General features: G+C 46.4%; 13 protein-coding genes. 11 read left to right on the forward strand and 2 right to left on the reverse strand.

Annotated features, from left to right (window positions below; all coding sequences use genetic code 11):
- Window position 1 precedes the first annotated feature (1 nt).
- Entirely contained in the window at window positions 2–1,600 is a 1,599-nt protein-coding gene (locus P8O70_13715; GenBank protein MDG2197915.1) for a HAMP domain-containing sensor histidine kinase, read from the reverse strand.
- Between the two features lie 244 nt (window positions 1,601–1,844).
- Between P8O70_13715 and ahcY the strand changes: the two genes are divergently transcribed.
- From ahcY to P8O70_13760, 9 genes are all read left to right on the forward strand, one after another.
- Window positions 1,845–3,146, forward strand: coding sequence for an adenosylhomocysteinase (gene ahcY / locus P8O70_13720; protein ID MDG2197916.1), 1,302 nt, complete (start codon window positions 1,845–1,847; stop codon window positions 3,144–3,146).
- 208 nt (window positions 3,147–3,354) lie between these two features.
- Window positions 3,355–7,173 (forward strand): DNA polymerase III subunit alpha, encoded by a 3,819-nt coding sequence (gene dnaE, locus P8O70_13725; GenBank protein ID MDG2197917.1) that lies wholly within the window; start codon window positions 3,355–3,357, stop codon window positions 7,171–7,173.
- A 560-nt stretch (window positions 7,174–7,733) separates the two neighbouring features.
- On the forward strand, window positions 7,734–8,147 hold the full coding sequence (flgB, locus tag P8O70_13730; protein MDG2197918.1) for a flagellar basal body rod protein FlgB: 414 nt from the start codon (window positions 7,734–7,736) through the stop codon (window positions 8,145–8,147).
- On the forward strand, window positions 8,147–8,596 hold the full coding sequence (flgC, locus tag P8O70_13735; protein ID MDG2197919.1) for a flagellar basal body rod protein FlgC: 450 nt from the start codon (window positions 8,147–8,149) through the stop codon (window positions 8,594–8,596). The genes flgB and flgC overlap by 1 nt, the downstream gene beginning before the upstream one ends.
- A gap of 41 nt (window positions 8,597–8,637) precedes the next feature.
- Window positions 8,638–8,925: a hypothetical protein gene (locus tag P8O70_13740; protein MDG2197920.1), complete on the forward strand. Its 288-nt coding sequence runs from the start codon at window positions 8,638–8,640 to the stop codon at window positions 8,923–8,925.
- A 64-nt stretch (window positions 8,926–8,989) separates the two neighbouring features.
- Window positions 8,990–9,295 carry a flagellar hook-basal body complex protein FliE gene (fliE, locus tag P8O70_13745; GenBank protein MDG2197921.1) on the forward strand — a complete coding sequence of 102 codons (306 nt, stop codon included), beginning with the start codon at window positions 8,990–8,992 and terminating at the stop codon, window positions 9,293–9,295.
- Window positions 9,296–9,500: 205 nt separating this feature from the next.
- Window positions 9,501–11,114 carry a flagellar basal-body MS-ring/collar protein FliF gene (gene fliF / locus P8O70_13750; protein MDG2197922.1) on the forward strand — a complete coding sequence of 538 codons (1,614 nt, stop codon included), beginning with the start codon at window positions 9,501–9,503 and terminating at the stop codon, window positions 11,112–11,114.
- Between the two features lie 78 nt (window positions 11,115–11,192).
- Window positions 11,193–12,548, forward strand: coding sequence for a FliH/SctL family protein (locus tag P8O70_13755; GenBank protein ID MDG2197923.1), 1,356 nt, complete (start codon window positions 11,193–11,195; stop codon window positions 12,546–12,548).
- Window positions 12,538–13,890 (forward strand): FliI/YscN family ATPase, encoded by a 1,353-nt coding sequence (locus tag P8O70_13760; protein MDG2197924.1) that lies wholly within the window; start codon window positions 12,538–12,540, stop codon window positions 13,888–13,890. Before P8O70_13755 ends, P8O70_13760 begins: the two co-directional genes overlap by 11 nt.
- A 12-nt stretch (window positions 13,891–13,902) precedes the next feature.
- On the opposite strand, the gene P8O70_13765 is transcribed toward P8O70_13760, so the two are convergent.
- Window positions 13,903–15,333 carry a hypothetical protein gene (locus P8O70_13765; GenBank protein ID MDG2197925.1) on the reverse strand — a complete coding sequence of 477 codons (1,431 nt, stop codon included), beginning with the start codon at window positions 15,331–15,333 and terminating at the stop codon, window positions 13,903–13,905.
- Between the two features lie 213 nt (window positions 15,334–15,546).
- Between P8O70_13765 and P8O70_13770 the strand changes: the two genes are divergently transcribed.
- Together P8O70_13770 and recO are read left to right on the forward strand one after the other, a co-directional pair.
- Window positions 15,547–16,272, forward strand: coding sequence for a hypothetical protein (locus P8O70_13770; GenBank protein ID MDG2197926.1), 726 nt, complete (start codon window positions 15,547–15,549; stop codon window positions 16,270–16,272).
- Window positions 16,273–16,455: 183 nt separating this feature from the next.
- Window positions 16,456–17,211 (forward strand): DNA repair protein RecO, encoded by a 756-nt coding sequence (recO, locus tag P8O70_13775; GenBank protein ID MDG2197927.1) that lies wholly within the window; start codon window positions 16,456–16,458, stop codon window positions 17,209–17,211.
- Window positions 17,212–17,508 lie beyond the last annotated feature (297 nt).

Consider the following 17,508-nt stretch of genomic DNA (forward strand, 5'->3'; position numbering starts at 1 on the left):
TTCAGTAGTTGGCAGCCTGTGGCAGGGTTTCATCGGACCCTGCCGGGGAATTTGCTGAAGTCGTTTGATATGCATCTGGTAGCCAGATTTCAAACTGGACGCCTCCAGTCCCTAGATTCTCTGCACGAATCTCTCCCCCGTGTGCTTCCACCATTTTCTTGCTGATTGCTAGTCCAAGACCAGTCCCCTTTTCTTTGCCCTCTGTTTGGAAAGAATGAAAAATTACTGGTAGAACTTGTGTAGGAATCGGTGCTCCGTTATCTCTGACTCGAATTAATAGATTTCTACGTTCCTGATGCAGCATCACCGTGATGCTTCCTCCTTCTTGCTCCCTGAGTTTCTCCCAAGCATTCTTCACCAGATTGATTAGTACGCGACTAATTTTACGGCCGTCAAATTCTAGCCTTGCGTGGATATTCTTAGGATATTTGTATTGAATGTCCATGTCCTCAGCAAAACCAAGATAAACTTCTAGCTGAGTAATAAAATCTTCAACTTGGTGCTGAGTCTTGTTGAGTTGCATTTTACCACGAGTGAACTCAAGAATATCTTCCGTAAGACCGGCAACATTTTTTGAGGCCAATTCAATCTTACGAATGTGTACTAACGCACGGGCCACTTCCATTGGTTCAAGTGTGGGCTTATCCAACTGCTGAAGAACGAGAGAGGAATAACTCATGATGGATCCGTTGGTGTTGCCAATATCATGGCCAAATTCCGCAACGGCATATCCCAATTCAATCAGACGTTGTTCTTGCTGCTTAGCTTTCCGCAAGTCTTCAATGGTATTTTCCAGTTGTTGCTTGGATTGTTCAAGAGCCTCGACATTTTCTTTCAATTCCACCTGAACATTCTGAAACTTCATCCACAAATCTTGTAGAACTGCGACTCGTAGTTCCAATTCGCTAGGGCGTCGACTGGTCGTTGGAAACTCCATCTCCTGTGTTTCATTTTCTCGTCGATAGCGCAGAAATTGTCGGCATAGGAGGTCAATCTGACCCATTGTGTTGCTGGTTTTTAACCAGAGTACCAATGCTATCGAGGCAACAGCTATCGCTCCACTTAGCAGCATTGCCGCTAACCAATCTGGTGGAGGGGGTGGAGGTACTTTTTGTCGGACAACTAACAGACCACGTACCTTATCTAGACCAACTGGCAGGGTTAGCAAAATTTGTGAGTCATCAAGTGGCTGAAAGACTTGGTGGGGCCGTAGACCAGGGAGGCTGACCTGCGACTGCTTGACCTGGCGATCCAAGTAAAGCAGTTGAACAGCCCCCTGAACTTCTTGGTCCAGCAGATCTTGAATTGCAAGTTGCTTGGTCGGTTCATCTTGTCCCAGCAACTGATTGATCTGCTGTACGAGTTTGTTCAGTGCAGTCAATTGAGAGACTGGCAGGCTCGGTTGTGTAGGTTCCCAAGTGAAAAAAGCCAACTGCAGAGACAAGGAAAGCGCAAAGATTACTGCTGCCAACAGTGAAAGCGGTAATTTTCTCAGTCGGCGGGTTCCCAAACGTCTCTCAGGACGATGTCGTATTGGTTTGCGACGTTGAGATGAGGAGAGGAGCTTCCTGCCCTTTGATCGGAGAGATCGTGATAACATATGTGAAATTCAGATTCTGTTGCATCCATTCAACAAGAATAACCGAAAGTACTAGCCCAACTATGATCGGATTTCAAGTACCAGATCATTGAAATTTCTTATTTCATCACAAATCACTGTATGCGTATGTAGTGATGAAAAGGCTTGTGCTTTGGTCTCTTTCTACGCAATCTAATATCTTTTCTATACGTAAAGAGAAGACAGCGGAGAAAATTACCGGGCTCACACCAAAAAAGGATGAAGCATGGCATTTACTGACTACAAAATTGCGAATTTGTCTTTGGCTGACTGGGGACGCAAAAAAATAACCATTTGGGAAAATGAAATGCCAGGATTAATGGCATTACGCAAAGAATATGGAGAATCCAAGCCTTTGGCTGGGGCAAAAATCACGGGTTCGTTGCATATGACAATGGAAACAGCAGTTTTGATTGAGACGCTGATTGCCCTTGGAGCAGAGGTTCGTTGGTCTTCCTGCAATATTTTCTCAACCCAGGACGAAGCTGCGGCAGCGATTGCCGCACAAGGTGTTCCCGTTTTTGCTTGGAAGGGAGAAACTGAGGAAGAATATTGGTGGTGTCTGGAGCAGACGCTCAAGTGGCCAGGAGGCGATGGGCCCAATATGTTACTGGACGATGGTGGTGACCTGACGGGCTATGTGCATGAGAAGGCTCCGCATCTATTAGATAAGATTCGAGGAGTCTCTGAAGAAACTACAACGGGTGTGCACAGCTTGTATAAGATGTCTCAGGCAGGCAAACTTCGTATTCCCGCAATCAATGTCAATGATGCGGTGACCAAGAGCAAATTCGATAACCTATACGGTTGCCGTGAATCACTGTTGGATGGAATCAAGCGAGCTACAGACGTCATGATCGCAGGCAAGGTTGCTGTCGTCGCGGGTTACGGGGATGTAGGCAAAGGAAGTGCCCAGTCACTCAGGGCACAAGGTGCTCGTGTGATCGTCACGGAGATCGATCCAATTTGTGCTTTGCAAGCGGCGATGGAGGGCTTCGAAGTGACTACTATAGAAGATGCTGTTTCACTAGGAGATATCTTCGTTACAACTACCGGTTGCTGCGATATCATTCGTCGAGAACATCTAGATGCTATGAAAGACAATACAATTGTCTGCAACATTGGTCACTTTGACATCGAGATTGATGTGCAGTCGCTCAATCAAGACCCTCATATCAAGAAGATCAATGTACAACCCCAAGTAGACCAGTACGAATGGCCAGATGGAAAGCGCATTATCCTATTGGCTGAGGGGCGCCTAGTGAACCTGGGTTGTGCGACAGGGCATCCCTCTTTCGTGATGTCTGCAAGTTTTACCAATCAAGTGTTAGCACAGATCGAACTCTGGCAGAGCAATGAAAAATACGAAAATCAGGTCTATGTTCTGCCTAAGCAATTAGATGAGAAAGTAGCACGTTTGCACTTGGGTAAGCTTGGGGTCAAACTCACTGAACTCACACCGCAACAAGCGGAGTACATGAGCGTCTCAGCAGAAGGTCCATTTAAACCTTCACACTATCGCTACTAAGTCTTCCGTCTCTCTGCTTGGTTACTCTGAATGATGGATAGCCAAGCTCATTTCACCGGTACAATCCTTCCCCGAGTTCTTCAGACCTAAAAGTTCACTGCTTTCTTTCTGTACTGATATCGATAAACCGCCTTGCATCAGACCTCTTTTTTGACAAGACTTGGGAGCCATTCCATCCTCTTTGTCAATCCTGCAGCAGCAGTTCCCCATGTTCACACACCTGCATCTACATACCCAGTACTCGCTTCTTGAAGGAGCTATTCGCGTCAAGCAGCTCGCAAAGGTCTTGAAAGAGCGAGGTTTTAGCACCTGTGCCATCACTGATCACGGCAATCTTTTCGGTGCTGTTGAGTTCTACCAGGCTCTTGAGAAGGAAAATTTGAAACCCTTGATTGGTATGGGTGCCTTTGTGAGTGAAGTGCCGCTTGCAGAACATCCAGATCCAAACGCCAATTTGTGCTACTTTCACACGCAGTTGCTTTGTCAGAATCGACAGGGATACCAAAACCTAACCTATCTAGCGAGTCTTGGGTTCACGGATGGAAAGCGGCGAGGTGTTCCTTTGATTGACCATATACTATTAGAGCGCTACCGAGAAGGACTGATTGTCCTGAGTGGTGGAGTGGAGGGAGAGTTAGGTAGCCGTATCCTCAATGGTCGCTTGGACGATGCTCGTCAACTAGCGCAGTGGTACGCCGATCTGTTCCCGGGTCGCTACTATCTGGAACTTCAGAATACGGGACTTGCTGAACAAGAGGAGGTGAACCAGGGATTAATGCAGCTTGCTGGAGATGTGGGCTTGCCTTTGGTAGGCACGAACAACTGTTTCTATTTGAATGCTGAAGAAGCTGAGGCCCAGCATATCCTCCGATTGATGGGCATGCAGCGCAAGGTAACAGATCGTGATGCCCCCCAGATGCTAACTGATCAGTGCTATCTCAAGACTGAAGCAGAGATGCAGGAGACTTTCATGTCGAGTGGTCTGCCACTCGAAGCATTGGAGAATACCGCTACGATCGCAGCTAGCTGCGATCTCTCGTTGGATAATAGTACTTACTACCTACCACAGTTTGAGATTCCTCAAGGCTACACCCTGGATAGTTGGTTGGAGTATGAATCTCACACTGGCTTGGAACAGCGGTTAAAAATTCTACATGAGCTTTATCAATCTTCTGAGCCATTTGAGGAATTTCGTAAATCCTACGATGAGCGGCTTAGCTTTGAATTGAGGGTCATCAATCAGATGAAGTTTCCAGGCTATTTCCTGATTGTTGCGGAATTTATCAATTGGGCCAAGGACAACGGGGTATCTGTGGGACCAGGTCGTGGTTCTGGAGCCGGATCACTGGTTGCCTACGCTTTGCGGATCACGGATGTTGATCCGCTACGCTATGGTTTGCTATTTGAGCGCTTTCTCAACCCAGATCGTATCAGCATGCCTGATTTCGATATCGACTTTGATGTTGAAGGGAGGGATAGCGTGATCGAACATGTGCGTGAGATGTACGGTTCAGAAAAAGTTTGCCAGATCTCGACCTTTGGTTCGCTCAAGGCCAAAGCTGTTGTCAGGGGGGTTGCAAGGGTAATGGATTTTCCATTTTCAGAAGCTGATAAACTTGCCAAGTTAGTCCCCAACGAACTCAATATCAGTCTGCAGGATGCCATTGACAAGGAACCTGAACTAGCCCGGATGGAGCGCGAAGGAACAGAAAATGAGCAGAAGTTGATTCGGTTAAGCAAATCCTTGGAAAATCTCAGCACACATCTTGGTACTCACGCTGCGGGGGTGATCATTATGGATCAGGATATCCGTGAGGTGATGCCTGTTTGTACAGGCAAAGACAACACTGTGCAGTCGATGTTTGCAATGAAATACGCTGAGGATCAGGGAGCGGTCAAATTTGACTTTCTTGGCTTACTCAACCTTTCTGTTATTGACAAAGCTCTGGAATTGATCAACCGCAACCGTACTGAGGAAGAGAAACTGGATCTAAATAAGATTCTGATGGATGACAAACTTACCTTTGAACTGTTCTGTCGAGCGGACACAACTGGGGTTTTCCAGTTGGAATCTTCTGGAATGAAAAAACTACTACTCGATATGCGTCCTTCCGTCTTTGAAGACATTGTAGCTATTTTAGCATTATATCGTCCAGGTCCTCTAGGATCTGGAATGGTTGAAGACTTTGTTCAATGTAAACATGGGCGAAAGAAGGTGGTCTATCCCCACCCCTTGATGGCAGAAATTCTCAAGGAAACCTATGGTGTGATGGTTTACCAAGAGCAGATCATGCAGGGAGTACAAGTACTTGCCAAGTTTACTCTGGGACAATCTGATTTGTTGCGTCGAGCGATTGGCAAGAAGATTCCGGAGGTGTTGGCTGAGCAGCGTCAAAAGTTTGTTGAGGGCTGTTGTGCAAATCCAGAATTTGTTGAGGGGGTACCTCGTGGGATGAGCCCTGAGGAGAAAGCGAACGAGATTTTTGACCTGATCGATTACTTTTCGGGCTATGGTTTTAACAAGTCTCACACCGTAGCTTATGGTCTGATTTCTTATCAGACCGCCTATCTGAAGGCTCACTACCCCGTGCAGTTCATGGCGGCAGTGCTGAACTCCAGCATCAATAACCCAGACAAGATCGTCAATTTCATTGGCGAATGCAAAGAAATGAGAATTCAGGTATTGCCTCCAGATGTTCGTGAAGGACGTAAGCAGTTTACGGTCACCCGCCAAGGATATCGTGTACACAAGCGTACTCGACTTCACTTGGAGCAATTCCAGTCGATGAACAACGCAGAGACTATTCGAAACGTACTGCGGCACCTCCTCACTCCTATGCTCGAAAAAGACTTTGGAACGGAATTGGAGTTTCTACAGGCGCTACAGACCCAGATGGAAGTCCTGAAAAATAATTTGGATCCTGCCGAATCCAAAATTCTCCAACAACTTCAGGTTGAACTTCAAACCACTGCAGATTCTGCAGAGCTATCTCCGATTCGAAGATTTCTGCGGCGAGAGGCTAGGATTGAAGCAGTGCGTTTTGGCTTGAATGCAGTCAAGAATGTTGGGGGTAATGCCGTTGATGCGTTGGTTGAAGCTCGCCAGGAAGTTGAAGAGATTAGTGACTTTATGGAGTTTTTGAAAATTTTGGATTTCAATCGGATGAATAAGCGGATGCTTGAAACACTGGTCAAGTGTGGAGCGTTTGATTCTTTTCGCCCTAACCGGGCTCAGCTACTCAACGTGCTGGATCATGCAATCCATTTAGCCCAGGAGTTCCAACGAGCAGAAGATGGCTCACAGCAATCACTATTCGATCTGATGGATGAGTCAGAGGCACGTCAAACCGAAACACAACTAGAGTTGCCAGACATTCGAGACTGGTCACTGAAGGAAAGGCTTCGATTAGAGAAGGAGGCTCTGGGATTTTATGTCTCTGGTCATCCTCTGGATCAATATGCTTCTGATGTTAAAGCTTTGGCAACCAGTTCCGCCGATATTCTTACTGGTATTCACAAAGAAGGAGACAATGTCTCCATAGCTGGGATTGTCGTTGAGAAGACCATCCGATTGACAAAGAACTCTGAAAAATTTGCTATTGTTCGTCTCGAAGACTTGAGAGGTATTCTGGAGCTGCCCATCTATAGTCGAATTTACAACGACTACGGACATCTACTTGAAATGGATGAGCCGCTGCTTGTCAGTGGGCGCATCAGTTTTCGAGATGATGAGTTTGGTTTGGTAGCAGATCGCTTGGAATTACTCAGTCAGGTTCGCTCTGAAAAAGCACTCAGTATGACGATTTGTATTGACCAGGAACACATGCCTCCGGAGCAGTTGCGCCATCTGCGTGGTATATTTCAAAAGTACCAAGGATCCCAGGAGGTTCACTTTCGTGTCATTACAGAGAGTGATGCCTCTGTAATGATCCAAACCCCAATGCAGGTTCAGTTGAATCCAAGAATGATGGATGAACTTGAGGAGTTATGGAAGGAGCAAACTGCTCTATTTACCTACGCTGTTTGAATACAGTTAGTAATTAGTAGGTTGCTCACAGGGGTTTTCTGCCAAAATCCTTGTGCGTATCCAAGCGATAGAAAGACCTAATAAAAGTGAAAGAGTTTGCCAGAGTCTCAGTAGAAGGGTCACTCTTCTGCAGAGCAGAATAATACTCGAGAGCACGATTGCCTAGACTATTTGATTAAGAATACTCTTTATCTTATAGCAACTCCATATCATTTTAAAAGCTCGAGAAAATCCTAATTGTCCGCCAGTAAAATAACAGTTTAGGAGTGCGATCCCGCTTAGTTGTGAATCTGCTACAGCCAGCACTTTTTGCTCAATTATAGGCTCATTAGTTCAGTAAAGAGTTGGTACAGGGTAGGTGTGTGGTCTTGGTCATAGTATCCTCCGATCAAGAGGCTTTAGTGATCCTCAATTTTTTGTTTGATGAGACTTAAAAGCAGTGGTGTTCCTACCACCCGACAATGTCAGCGAAGTCAGAAACAAAGCGGAGTGGGTTCAAATGCTGGTCTTGGAATTGCATCCAAGCTTTAAGCTTTTTTTCAGCCCATGAGGAGTAATTCATGTCTTTGTTCAACGATACCGCCCAATTACTTGCGCAGAAAACTTTAGATCTGCGTACCGAGCGACACAAGCTGCTCTCTTCGAACGTTGCGAACTTGGATACCCCCGGCTACCAAGCTGAAGATTTGGTATTCGAGAATTCATTAGTGGCAGCTCTAGAAGCTGAGACGCCAGGTCCGTTGAAAGTAACAGATGAGCGGCATCTAGATGGAAATGATGCGCCCTTGCTGGATACAGTCGAAGGACAGCGAATTCGTAGTGCGACCCCCTTCGCTGACTTTGATGGAAATACAGTCGATTTGGACAAAGAAATGGCCAAGATGGCGGAGAACCAGCTGATGTACAATGCATCGATTCGGATGCTCTCCCATCAGTTCCGGATGCTTAAAACTGCCATCAGTGAGACCAAATAATGAGTTTTCTATCCGCATTTAATACTAGCGTATCTGGAATGACTGCCCAGCGGCAGCGTGTTAACACAATTTCAGAAAATATCGCCAACGCTGAGACAACCCGTACTCCTCAGGGAGGGCCTTACCGGCGTCGGGAAGTAATTCTGGCATCCGTGGCGAATGATCGAACTTTTGAAGAAGAATTGCTCTCTCAAGATCGTTCTGTCAGCACTTCAACTGAGGTAAAAGTTGTGGGCGTTGTGCAGGATGAGCGACCACCAATTCTTCGCTTTGAGCCAGGGCATCCTGACGCCAACGAAGAGGGCTATGTGGAGATGCCCAACGTGAATATCATGGAAGAGATGGTCAACTTAATGTCCGCAAACCGTTCCTACGAGGCCAACACTGCGGCCTTCAATGCAACTAAGAACATGGTTCAGTCAGCCCTTGATCTCGGACGAAACGCCTAAGATTTTGGTTGCTTGACCTCGGCGGCCATTCAGGAGGGCCCATGAACGTGCAGAAGCCAACCGCCTTGGATAATAAACTCACTGTCCCTATGCGTCCAACCCAGACTGCTGTGACAACAGAGAGACCCTTCCAGCATCAGATGCAGCAAGCCCTCAGTTCTGTTGATAACTTTGGCAAGGATGTGGATTCAGTATTGGATGGCCTCCACAGTAGTGTGAATCTGCAAGCAGAAGTGCGACAAGCACGCAGCATGTATGAGCGAGCAATGGAAGTGCAGCAGTCTCTACAAAAACTCTATCGACATCTACGCTCTGCAGAAAGTGTTTGAAAGAGTGGAATTTTTTGCCCGAAACTCTTGCCACTTCTTGGTTTTACTCTATTAATCAAATTTTATGAAATTGCCTCCTGATTCGCTCTCCAGTTTGCAGGGCAAAAGCCTACTGCCCGATCCGTCCCGACCCAGCGTTGCTGAATCTGGCGCCAATATTGGACAAACATTTGAACGGATGCTGATGGAAGTTAATCGTCAGCATCAGGAAGCTGAGCAGAAGCAAGTAGAGTTGTTGACAGCCTCTGAGAAAGATATCCACGGAACTGTCATTGCCATGGAGAAGGCAGAAATCTCACTGCGATTACTGCTGCAGGTACGCAACAAACTAACAACAGCTTACGAAGAAGTTATGCGGATGCAGGTCTGATCTACTTGTTATCGCTCCTGTAGAACTTTTTGAGAGCAAGGTAGTGGAATCAATTTTGCTGGCATCGCACGCACAACATTGAGTACACAAGGGCGTTAATCGCCGACGTGTAAGACTTTCCTGAAAATAATCACTTATTGCGAAGAACTGTAAACAAGTCTTCGATCAATTTTCTATTGTAGTATATCCGCTCAAGGCACTTTAGATGGCAGAGCAGGCCGGCGTTCTAGGCGACGTAAGACTCCAGTTCCAAGATTTTTTCGGTTCCTTAAGTATCGCCAAACGGGTCACCGTTCTGGTATCGCTGCTGATCGTCCTAGTTGGGATGGTTTCAATCATCATCATTTCCAACCAAGATAGCTGGGCTCCACTCTACTCAAATTTAGAGACTCAGGACGCCGCACGCATCGTACAAAAACTCCAAGAAAATCAGATTCCTTACCTGCTCGGTCCTGGTGGGAACTCTGTAATGGTGCATCCAGAAATGGCTGACCAAGCTCGCTTGACGTTGGCCAGCGAAAAGGTACTACCAGGTGGTGGTATTGGATTTCTCGACCTTTTTGAACAGCCAGCACTGGGCGAAACAGAATTTCAGCAGCAGGTCAAGTATCGGATTGCCCAAGAGGGCGAGTTAGCGCGTCTGGTTGGTATGATTGAGAGCATTGATCGGGCTAAAGTCTCACTAGCTGTTCCGCAGAAAACCTTGTTTTCAGATTCTCAAGAAGAAGCTTCAGCTTCAGTAGCTCTAACTGTTAAATCTCAAGGTATTTCAGAAAAACAGGTCGAAACTGTCGTTCATTTGGTTGCAGGTGCTGTCGAGGGTTTGGAGCCGCGTCGGGTCAGAATTACTGATCAGAAAGGGCGCTTGCTGACTGAGGGAATGGATGATCAGACTGTTGGTGGACGCTTGGATGAACACTATTCCTATAAGCGACGATTGGAGATGGAACTGGAGCAGAAAGTGATTGCCCAGTTAGAAGAGGTCGTTGGAGAAGACCGGGTTCGAGTCAATGTCAACGCGGTGCTCCAATTCGACCGCGAGACGATTCGTGAGCAATTGATTGATCCTGATCAGACTAGCGTTGTCAGTGAACAATTGGTGGACGAAGCCTCAACGGGAACACGTTCTATCCCAGTTGGCCCTGCTGGTGTCACTACCAATCTTCCAGAAGCTACGGGTCGTGAGGCGGCAACTGTTTCTGAATTTGCCAAGAAGAATTCCACAAGAAATTATGAAACATCTCGTCGTGAAATAGTCAAAGAAACTGCATCTGGCCAAGTCTTACGATTGACGGTTTCAGTTTTGCTGGACAATAAGCGCCCACAAATTCTTGATGAGGGTGGTAACTATGTCGGTCGAGACAACATTCCTTGGTCCGAAAACGAAAAAGAAGAAATTCAGAGCTTGGTCCGTAACGCCATTGGTTTTAATGAATCCCGTGGAGACCGAGTTTCGGTGGTCAATATGCCGTTCGGTAAAGCTGTTGAAGAAGATAAGGCAGCTGAACTGGAAGCAACTCGAGTGCGTAATCAGTTCATCTTGGATCTCATCCGCTATATTGCTTTAGGTGCTGCTGTACTAGCACTGATCATGTTGGTCATCCGCCCGATGGTCCAGCGTTTGAGCACTAAGCCTGCAGATCTTGATCTACTGATGGGCCTGCCAGCAACCATTGGTGAACTGGAAGGTGAGGAACTTGAGATTCCAACCGAACGCGAATCTGGACTACCTCCCCGAGAAAAAATTCTCGAGATGGCCAAGGGAGATCCGATCAAGACTGCAGGCCTCGTACGTACTTGGCTACGCGACAAGAAGTAATAAACCAAGACAGTCTTGGTGGCTGTCTCGGAATCCCTGCCGTTCTCTATCACTTTTTCCCCTAATAACTCCTGTCTTATGAGCTCACTAGAGGCCCTTGAGCAATTCACGCTACCCAGTTTCGATGAGGATGTTGAGAGTGAAGAACCAGGCCGTCCTCATCATAAACCTGACGTAGTTCCTACTCCAGTACCAACTGGTGAAGTCCCTGAGCACCTTGCCAAGGGGAAAGAATTTGAAGCCATCCAATACTTCGAGGGTTATGACACCTCTTACCAGGAATCTTCGCATGGTTCCGCTTTTGGTGAGTTGGACACTGGAGAGGAGTCTTATTCAGACGAGGAAAAGCAAGAACTGGCGAGTGTTTTTGCAACAGATAACTTCATCCGGGAGAACTCGCTACTGACGGATGCAGAAGCTTTTGCCAAGTCAATTCGAGAGGGAGCTCAGCTTTATAAACAGCAACTTTTGCTGAAGACTGAGAAAGCAAACCTGGAGGCAGAGCAGTTCAAGCAAGAAGCACTCACAATAAAGCAAACTATGGAGGACGAACGGCAGGCCGTCCTCAGAGAAGCTCATCTAGAAGCAGATAAGGTCAAAGAACAAGGATATCAGGAAGGTTTTGATGCAGGCTTACAGGCGGGAATGGAGAAACGCTTCCAAGAGTCAGAATATCTAGCCAATCAGATGAATGGTGTCATTGAACAGCTTTCCAATCTGCGGCAGGTTGTCCGCTTTCAAGCAGAGCAGGAGTTGGTCCAATTGGCGGTCCTGATTGCCAAGCAGGTGGTAGTACAAGAGTTGATGATCAACCCAGAGATGCTGCAGAATATCTTGGTCAAGGCACTCCGGGAAATTGAATCAAAGGGAAAGATTCAGGTGTTTCTGCACCCAGAAGACTACGAATTTATGCAAAATACTGGGGTTAACCTTGATCAGTACATGGGGGAGGAGCAGACCCTTGTGCTCAAGGTCAATCAAGAAGCGGAGCCAGGATCTGTCTTCATTGAAACTGATGATGACGTGCTAAACTTCACCTTCCAGCAGCAGTTTGAACAAATTGAGGAGGAACTGAGTCAACGACTGGCAGAACGTCAGGTGCAGATGCACTCTGTAGATATGGATGCCTACGATTTTACTGTACCGGAAGAACTACAAACCGCAGCAGGTGATCCCACAGTACAAGGGACTGAACCCGAAGGACAACACGTTTTGACAGCGCCTGAAGAGCAAGAAAATTCCATGGTCGCTGAGGAGGGTCCTGAATCGATATCAGGAATGAAAGTGGAAGAAGAGTCGGTAGATACTGTCGATACAAATGCTGAAATAGATCCGGCTGAACTCTTTGGAGGACCCTCACAGACAAAAACTCCCACAGAATCAGACACAGTGATAGATCCCAACGAGTTGTTTGGAAATTCTGATGAACGCTGAAGCTGCTGAGCAGATACGCTACTCCCACCTTGGTCCCTACCTGAAGACAGTACAGAGCTTCAAGCCTTTACGAGCGGAAGGCCGAGTGACCCAGATGATTGGTCACTTGATTGAGGCGACTAATCCTGGCTGCTCAAAGGGCAGCATGTGTTTTCTCTACGATCCGCAAACTCGTGTTTCTGTCCCAGCTGAGGTAGTCGGTTTTCGAGAAGACAAAATCTTGGTGATGCTGCTTGAGCAGATGACCAATGTAGGGCCTCACTGTCGAATCCTCTACAACCACAGAGATCCAAGCATTCGTGTTGGAGAAGGTCTTTTGGGTCGTGTGATTGATCCACTGATGAGACCGATTGATGGCCAAGGAGAACTATTCACGCACACGGAAACACCTCTCTATCCCCCTTCAATCAATCCTCTCAATCGACCTCGTGTTTTCGAACCACTTGATGTAGGCGTCCGAGTTATCAATGGGACATTGACCTGTGGTCGTGGACAGCGCGTTGGGATTTTAGCAGGCTCTGGGGTTGGTAAGTCTGTGCTGCTTGGAATGATGGCCCGCTACACCGATGCGGACGTAAACGTGATTGCTCTGATTGGGGAGCGTGGACGTGAGGTCAAAGATTTCATTGAAGGAATTTTAGGATCAGAGGGCATGGCCCGTTCCATCGTTGTGGTCGCAACATCAGACCAGCCAGCTCTACTACGACTGCGAGGTGCTTTTGTAGCCACTGCGATTGCCGAGTTCTTTCGTGCGCAAGGCAAGGATGTGCTCTTAACCATGGATTCTCTGACACGCTTTGCGATGGCTCAAAGAGAAATTGGATTGGCAGCTGGAGAACCACCGACCACCAAGGGCTACCCACCGTCAGTATTCGCAATGATGCCTAATTTGCTTGAGCGAGCGGGAACTCAAGGAGAATCCGGATCCATCACAGGCTTCTACACCGTATTAGTAGAGGGAGACGATGCGAATGATCCAATCGGTGATGCAGCTCGGGCAATTGTGGATGGTCACATCGTTCTCAGCCGTGATCTTGCTGCGAAGGGAACCTATCCAGCAATTGATCTGCTACTCTCAGCCAGTCGGGTGATGCCGGAAGTGACCTCAGAATTACATCAAAAGATGGCACAATTGTTTCGTGGTACCTTAGCCACCTATCGAGAAGCGGAGGATCTGATCAATATTGGGGCTTATGTTCGAGGGAGTAATCCTGAGATTGACTATGCCATCCAGAAATACCCCATGATGCTGGAGTTTGTTCGTCAGGGAATGCGCGAAAATACTCCTTTCGAAGAATGTATTTCTCAGTTGCAGAACATTTTTGGTGATCGCCTTCAGTAGACTCTTTCTCTCCTAATTTAGGACCTCCTCATTGTCGAACCCTTTTGAGTGTAAACGCACAACTCGGTTTCTTCCTTCTTCTGAATAAATCAGACTTTGTCCGTCAGTTGTTAGACTTTGCGGAGTAATAGCGCTGATTGGGAATAGATCATTGTATTCAGGACTGCCATTTAGATCGTAGCGATGAATTTTATGGTCATTAGTTCCTACATAGAGGTATGATCCGTCCGTAATTATGCTAATGGGTTTGTTCAAAGAAATTGGTATTGGTAATGGATTTAGTACACAACTTTGCCATCCATGTGCCTTACAATCGTTGAGATCAATTCGTTTAATTGCAGAATTGTCCCTGTCAGCAATGTATAGGTACTCTCCATTTGTAGTTAGATCCACAGGTGCTTTTAACTTGTCTGAATCACTTGAGCCACTACCACATCCAGGTTCTGGCGGCAGCAAAGAAGTAACAATATTCGTAAACGGATCAATCCGGCGGATGGTATTGTTGCAAGTGTCAGCAACAAAGATGTGCTCCATCCCTTCTGAATCCTTGGTATTCGTGATTGCATTGGGTGAGTTGAACTGTGCTGAGATGCCAATACCATCTGCGTAGCCTGCACTTCCACCACCAGCAATTGAAGTTGGAGTGCCGCCTACTAGCGGAACTTCAAGCACACGACGAAATCCTTGATCCAAGATATAGAGATGTGTTGACGAAACGGTTACATCCACGGGTTTGAGAAGCGTCTGCACTTCATCTTGCAATGAATTCAAGTTAAAAAAGTTTGTAACTGAACTAGCCAGCGTAATTTTTTGAATTTTTTCATTGTAAGTATCAGCAACATATAGGTATGTGCCATCAGTAGCTAGACCTCTAGGACCATCCAAAAGTGAGCTTCCAATTAGCGTATTCCCATCACCAACTAAGCTTATTAAGCGATTTTGGATAGCGCCCCCGTGAGGGTATACCACAGTATACCGAAATGTCTGATCCTCTCCAAGGGAACCAATGGATGTTAGAATGCTCCCGGCAACTGTAAAAATATAACTACCTTCATTTAAGTGGTTCAGCGGAGTAATAGTGGCGATTGTGGAATTGTTGTTAAAGACAACACTTAAAGCCTCACAATTACTATTACTGTTTGCTCTTAGGCATAGGGTGCTGTTTTGAGATGAATTCAGTGTACTGTTTGGTTTGCCGGGGTAATCCACACTATCCATTATAACGGAATGGACTACATCACCAAAAGTAATGGTAAAGATAGGCTTACTGGAGATCCGTGTGTCACTAATTGGATTTATTAAAACATCACCTCCTTTACCATAATTACTTGGTGCTGCGGGTGATGGTGTTGGAGAAGAAGGTGATTCTTCCTCACTACAATTGGTCAAGAAGCCGTAGCCAATGAGCAGCAGGGTTAGGCAAAAGTATTTTGGGTAATTCATGATTTTGTGGACTCAACACAGAAGAATAAAAATCTATAAGATGATAATGTTTTTGTGGGATGCAAGGAATGTAGAATTTGACATATAGAGGTTCTGGCCACAATCAGTGCTTTCATGATTGTTGCATCAGGTGCCAAGATCTTAATCAACCTTTAGAGAATATGATAGATGAGGGCTGCTAATTGCTGCACAGCAATAATAGGAATCATTTTATTGACGAGTACTGCTTGGGGAAACTGTACTGACGAGGAACGTGCAGAAATGCAGCGCCTCGGGTTGGATGCAAGCGTCATTGCATATACTTGTGAGGAAGAGACTGAAATTACTGAGGAAGAGCTGCCCGCTGTATCTATTCAAGAAGTACCAGAGGAAACAATAGTTGTAAGTCAAGAGAAAGTTGCTGATGAGGCAGGCTATCGGCAACAAATCAGCATTGGGGTCGGTATCGCTGCAGGATCATATACTAACCGTGGGCCAAAAACTTCTCTGAATGGCACTGCGTTGTCAGTTCAATATCATTGGGTTGAATCTATAGGATATACTCTTGGTCTACAATGGTTACTAATAGAGGCTGCTGGCGGTGCCAGCGCTACTGACGAGGTGCGTTATAAACAACAGACCTTTGCTTTAACAGCAGGTTGGCTACTGATTGATCGTCCCACTTTGATGTTGGCACCGGAACTTGTGCTAGGTGTCTGGGGATCTGGACATCTCACAGATTCGGTAGAAAATGCGAGAGCTCAGCCATCTCTGAACGGTTTAGAAATTCCTGTATCCATCCAGATTGACGATTCTCTTCATGTGGGGATCGAGTATGCCTGGTACGACCTGTCCACGTTTGCCTTACCAGAAAGTGGTATCGACATTAGCTATCCTGGTTCCACAGGCAAAGCTCGTCTAGAGCAATCCTTCCGATTTTACAGCACTTATCACTTCTAATTCATTCCTACTCTCCAAGATCTATCATCACAATCGCCTAAAGCAGTAGCGTTTGGGTGGATTGCTTCCCAAAAACCAATCAAATAACAAGAAGCGGAGCAGTTGAATCCCTTACTGCTAAAAGGAACCACTGACAAATAGGAACCCTGGATGATAGATCGAGACTCTGGCTGGTACTGAAGGATGAATCGTCACAATGAAGAGGGTATTGTTCTACGTCCTGTAGATTTTAGAGAACGGGATCGTATTCTAACGTTTCTGACGCGTGAACAAGGCAAGGTTTCGGGGATTGTCTATGGTGCTCGAAGTCTAAAGTCACAAAACAGGGCGGCTACAGAGCCTTTGGTATTAGCCCAATTCGATTATGTTGAGCGACGCCGGACGGCCATGGTGAAGGTTGAACATTGTGAGGCTTTGGATCTGTTTTCAGCTATCCGAAAAGATTATTCTCGCTTCCTCTACGCCAGCTATTTTGCAGAACTTCTCCTACTCACTGAAATTCCTTCCACAGAAGCTCCGCTTTACTTCAACTGGCTGGCCGGCATCCTTGAGACTCTACAGAATGAACCTGCTGATCTATTCTGCAAAGCGATCTGGGAGTGGAATTTCCTCTGTTTGCTCGGTGTTCAGCCTCAACTGGACTGCTGTCAGATCAGTGGCCAACCACTACCTCCTGATTTCTTACCTTCAGAGCAAGTATTTTATCAACTGGACGCTCACCTTGGCGGAATTCGCAGTCCAGGCCATACGGAACCCAATTCAGATGCTGCATGGCTCTCAAGTGGAACTGTGATTGGGCTGAGAAGGCTTTCGGCAGGTGACTTACAGTGGCAACCGACCAAGCTTAACCTGCGCGAACTCCACAAGGCTATATTTATTTACCTGCGCTTTCATCTAGGGCGAGAGCCTAAGTCTCATGGATTGATTTCTATTCGGTAGTCTTTTTAGTCTTCCAGAATAATGGATTCAGCCCTACTTCTGATAATTCAATTGGATGTGAATTGTAGTAGGACCGCTATTTGAGTCTCCAACAGCATCATTGACTTGATCGTTAATAGGACCTGTTGGGTCAGGTTTTGGTTCAGGAGTTGGTTCAGGAGTTGGTTCAGGTTTTGGTTCAGGTTTTGGTTCAGGTTTTGGTTCAGGAGTTGGTTCAGGTTTTGGTTCAGGAGTTGGTTCAGGTTTTGGTTCAGGAGTTGGTTCAGGTTTTGGTTCAGGAGTTGGTTCAGGTTTTGG

The sequence above is a fragment of the SAR324 cluster bacterium genome (assembly GCA_029245725.1).
Taxonomy (GTDB): domain Bacteria; phylum SAR324; class SAR324; order SAR324; family NAC60-12; genus JCVI-SCAAA005.

Bases quoted from the DNA above. Each gene is read 5' to 3' on its own strand.
- fliE (MDG2197921.1), top strand. From the start codon at position 8,990: ATGAAATTGCCTCCTGATTCGCTCTCCAGTTTGCAGGGCAAAAGCCTA.
- P8O70_13760 (MDG2197924.1), top strand. From the start codon at position 12,538: ATGAACGCTGAAGCTGCTGAGCAGATACGCTACTCCCACCTTGGTCCC.
- dnaE (MDG2197917.1), top strand. From the start codon at position 3,355: ATGTTCACACACCTGCATCTACATACCCAGTACTCGCTTCTTGAAGGA.
- P8O70_13755 (MDG2197923.1), top strand. From the start codon at position 11,193: ATGAGCTCACTAGAGGCCCTTGAGCAATTCACGCTACCCAGTTTCGAT.
- P8O70_13740 (MDG2197920.1), top strand. From the start codon at position 8,638: ATGAACGTGCAGAAGCCAACCGCCTTGGATAATAAACTCACTGTCCCT.
- flgC (MDG2197919.1), top strand. From the start codon at position 8,147: ATGAGTTTTCTATCCGCATTTAATACTAGCGTATCTGGAATGACTGCC.
- P8O70_13715 (MDG2197915.1), bottom strand. From the start codon at position 1,600: ATGTTATCACGATCTCTCCGATCAAAGGGCAGGAAGCTCCTCTCCTCA.
- fliF (MDG2197922.1), top strand. From the start codon at position 9,501: ATGGCAGAGCAGGCCGGCGTTCTAGGCGACGTAAGACTCCAGTTCCAA.
- P8O70_13765 (MDG2197925.1), bottom strand. From the start codon at position 15,333: ATGAATTACCCAAAATACTTTTGCCTAACCCTGCTGCTCATTGGCTAC.
- recO (MDG2197927.1), top strand. From the start codon at position 16,456: ATGAATCGTCACAATGAAGAGGGTATTGTTCTACGTCCTGTAGATTTT.
- ahcY (MDG2197916.1), top strand. From the start codon at position 1,845: ATGGCATTTACTGACTACAAAATTGCGAATTTGTCTTTGGCTGACTGG.
- flgB (MDG2197918.1), top strand. From the start codon at position 7,734: ATGTCTTTGTTCAACGATACCGCCCAATTACTTGCGCAGAAAACTTTA.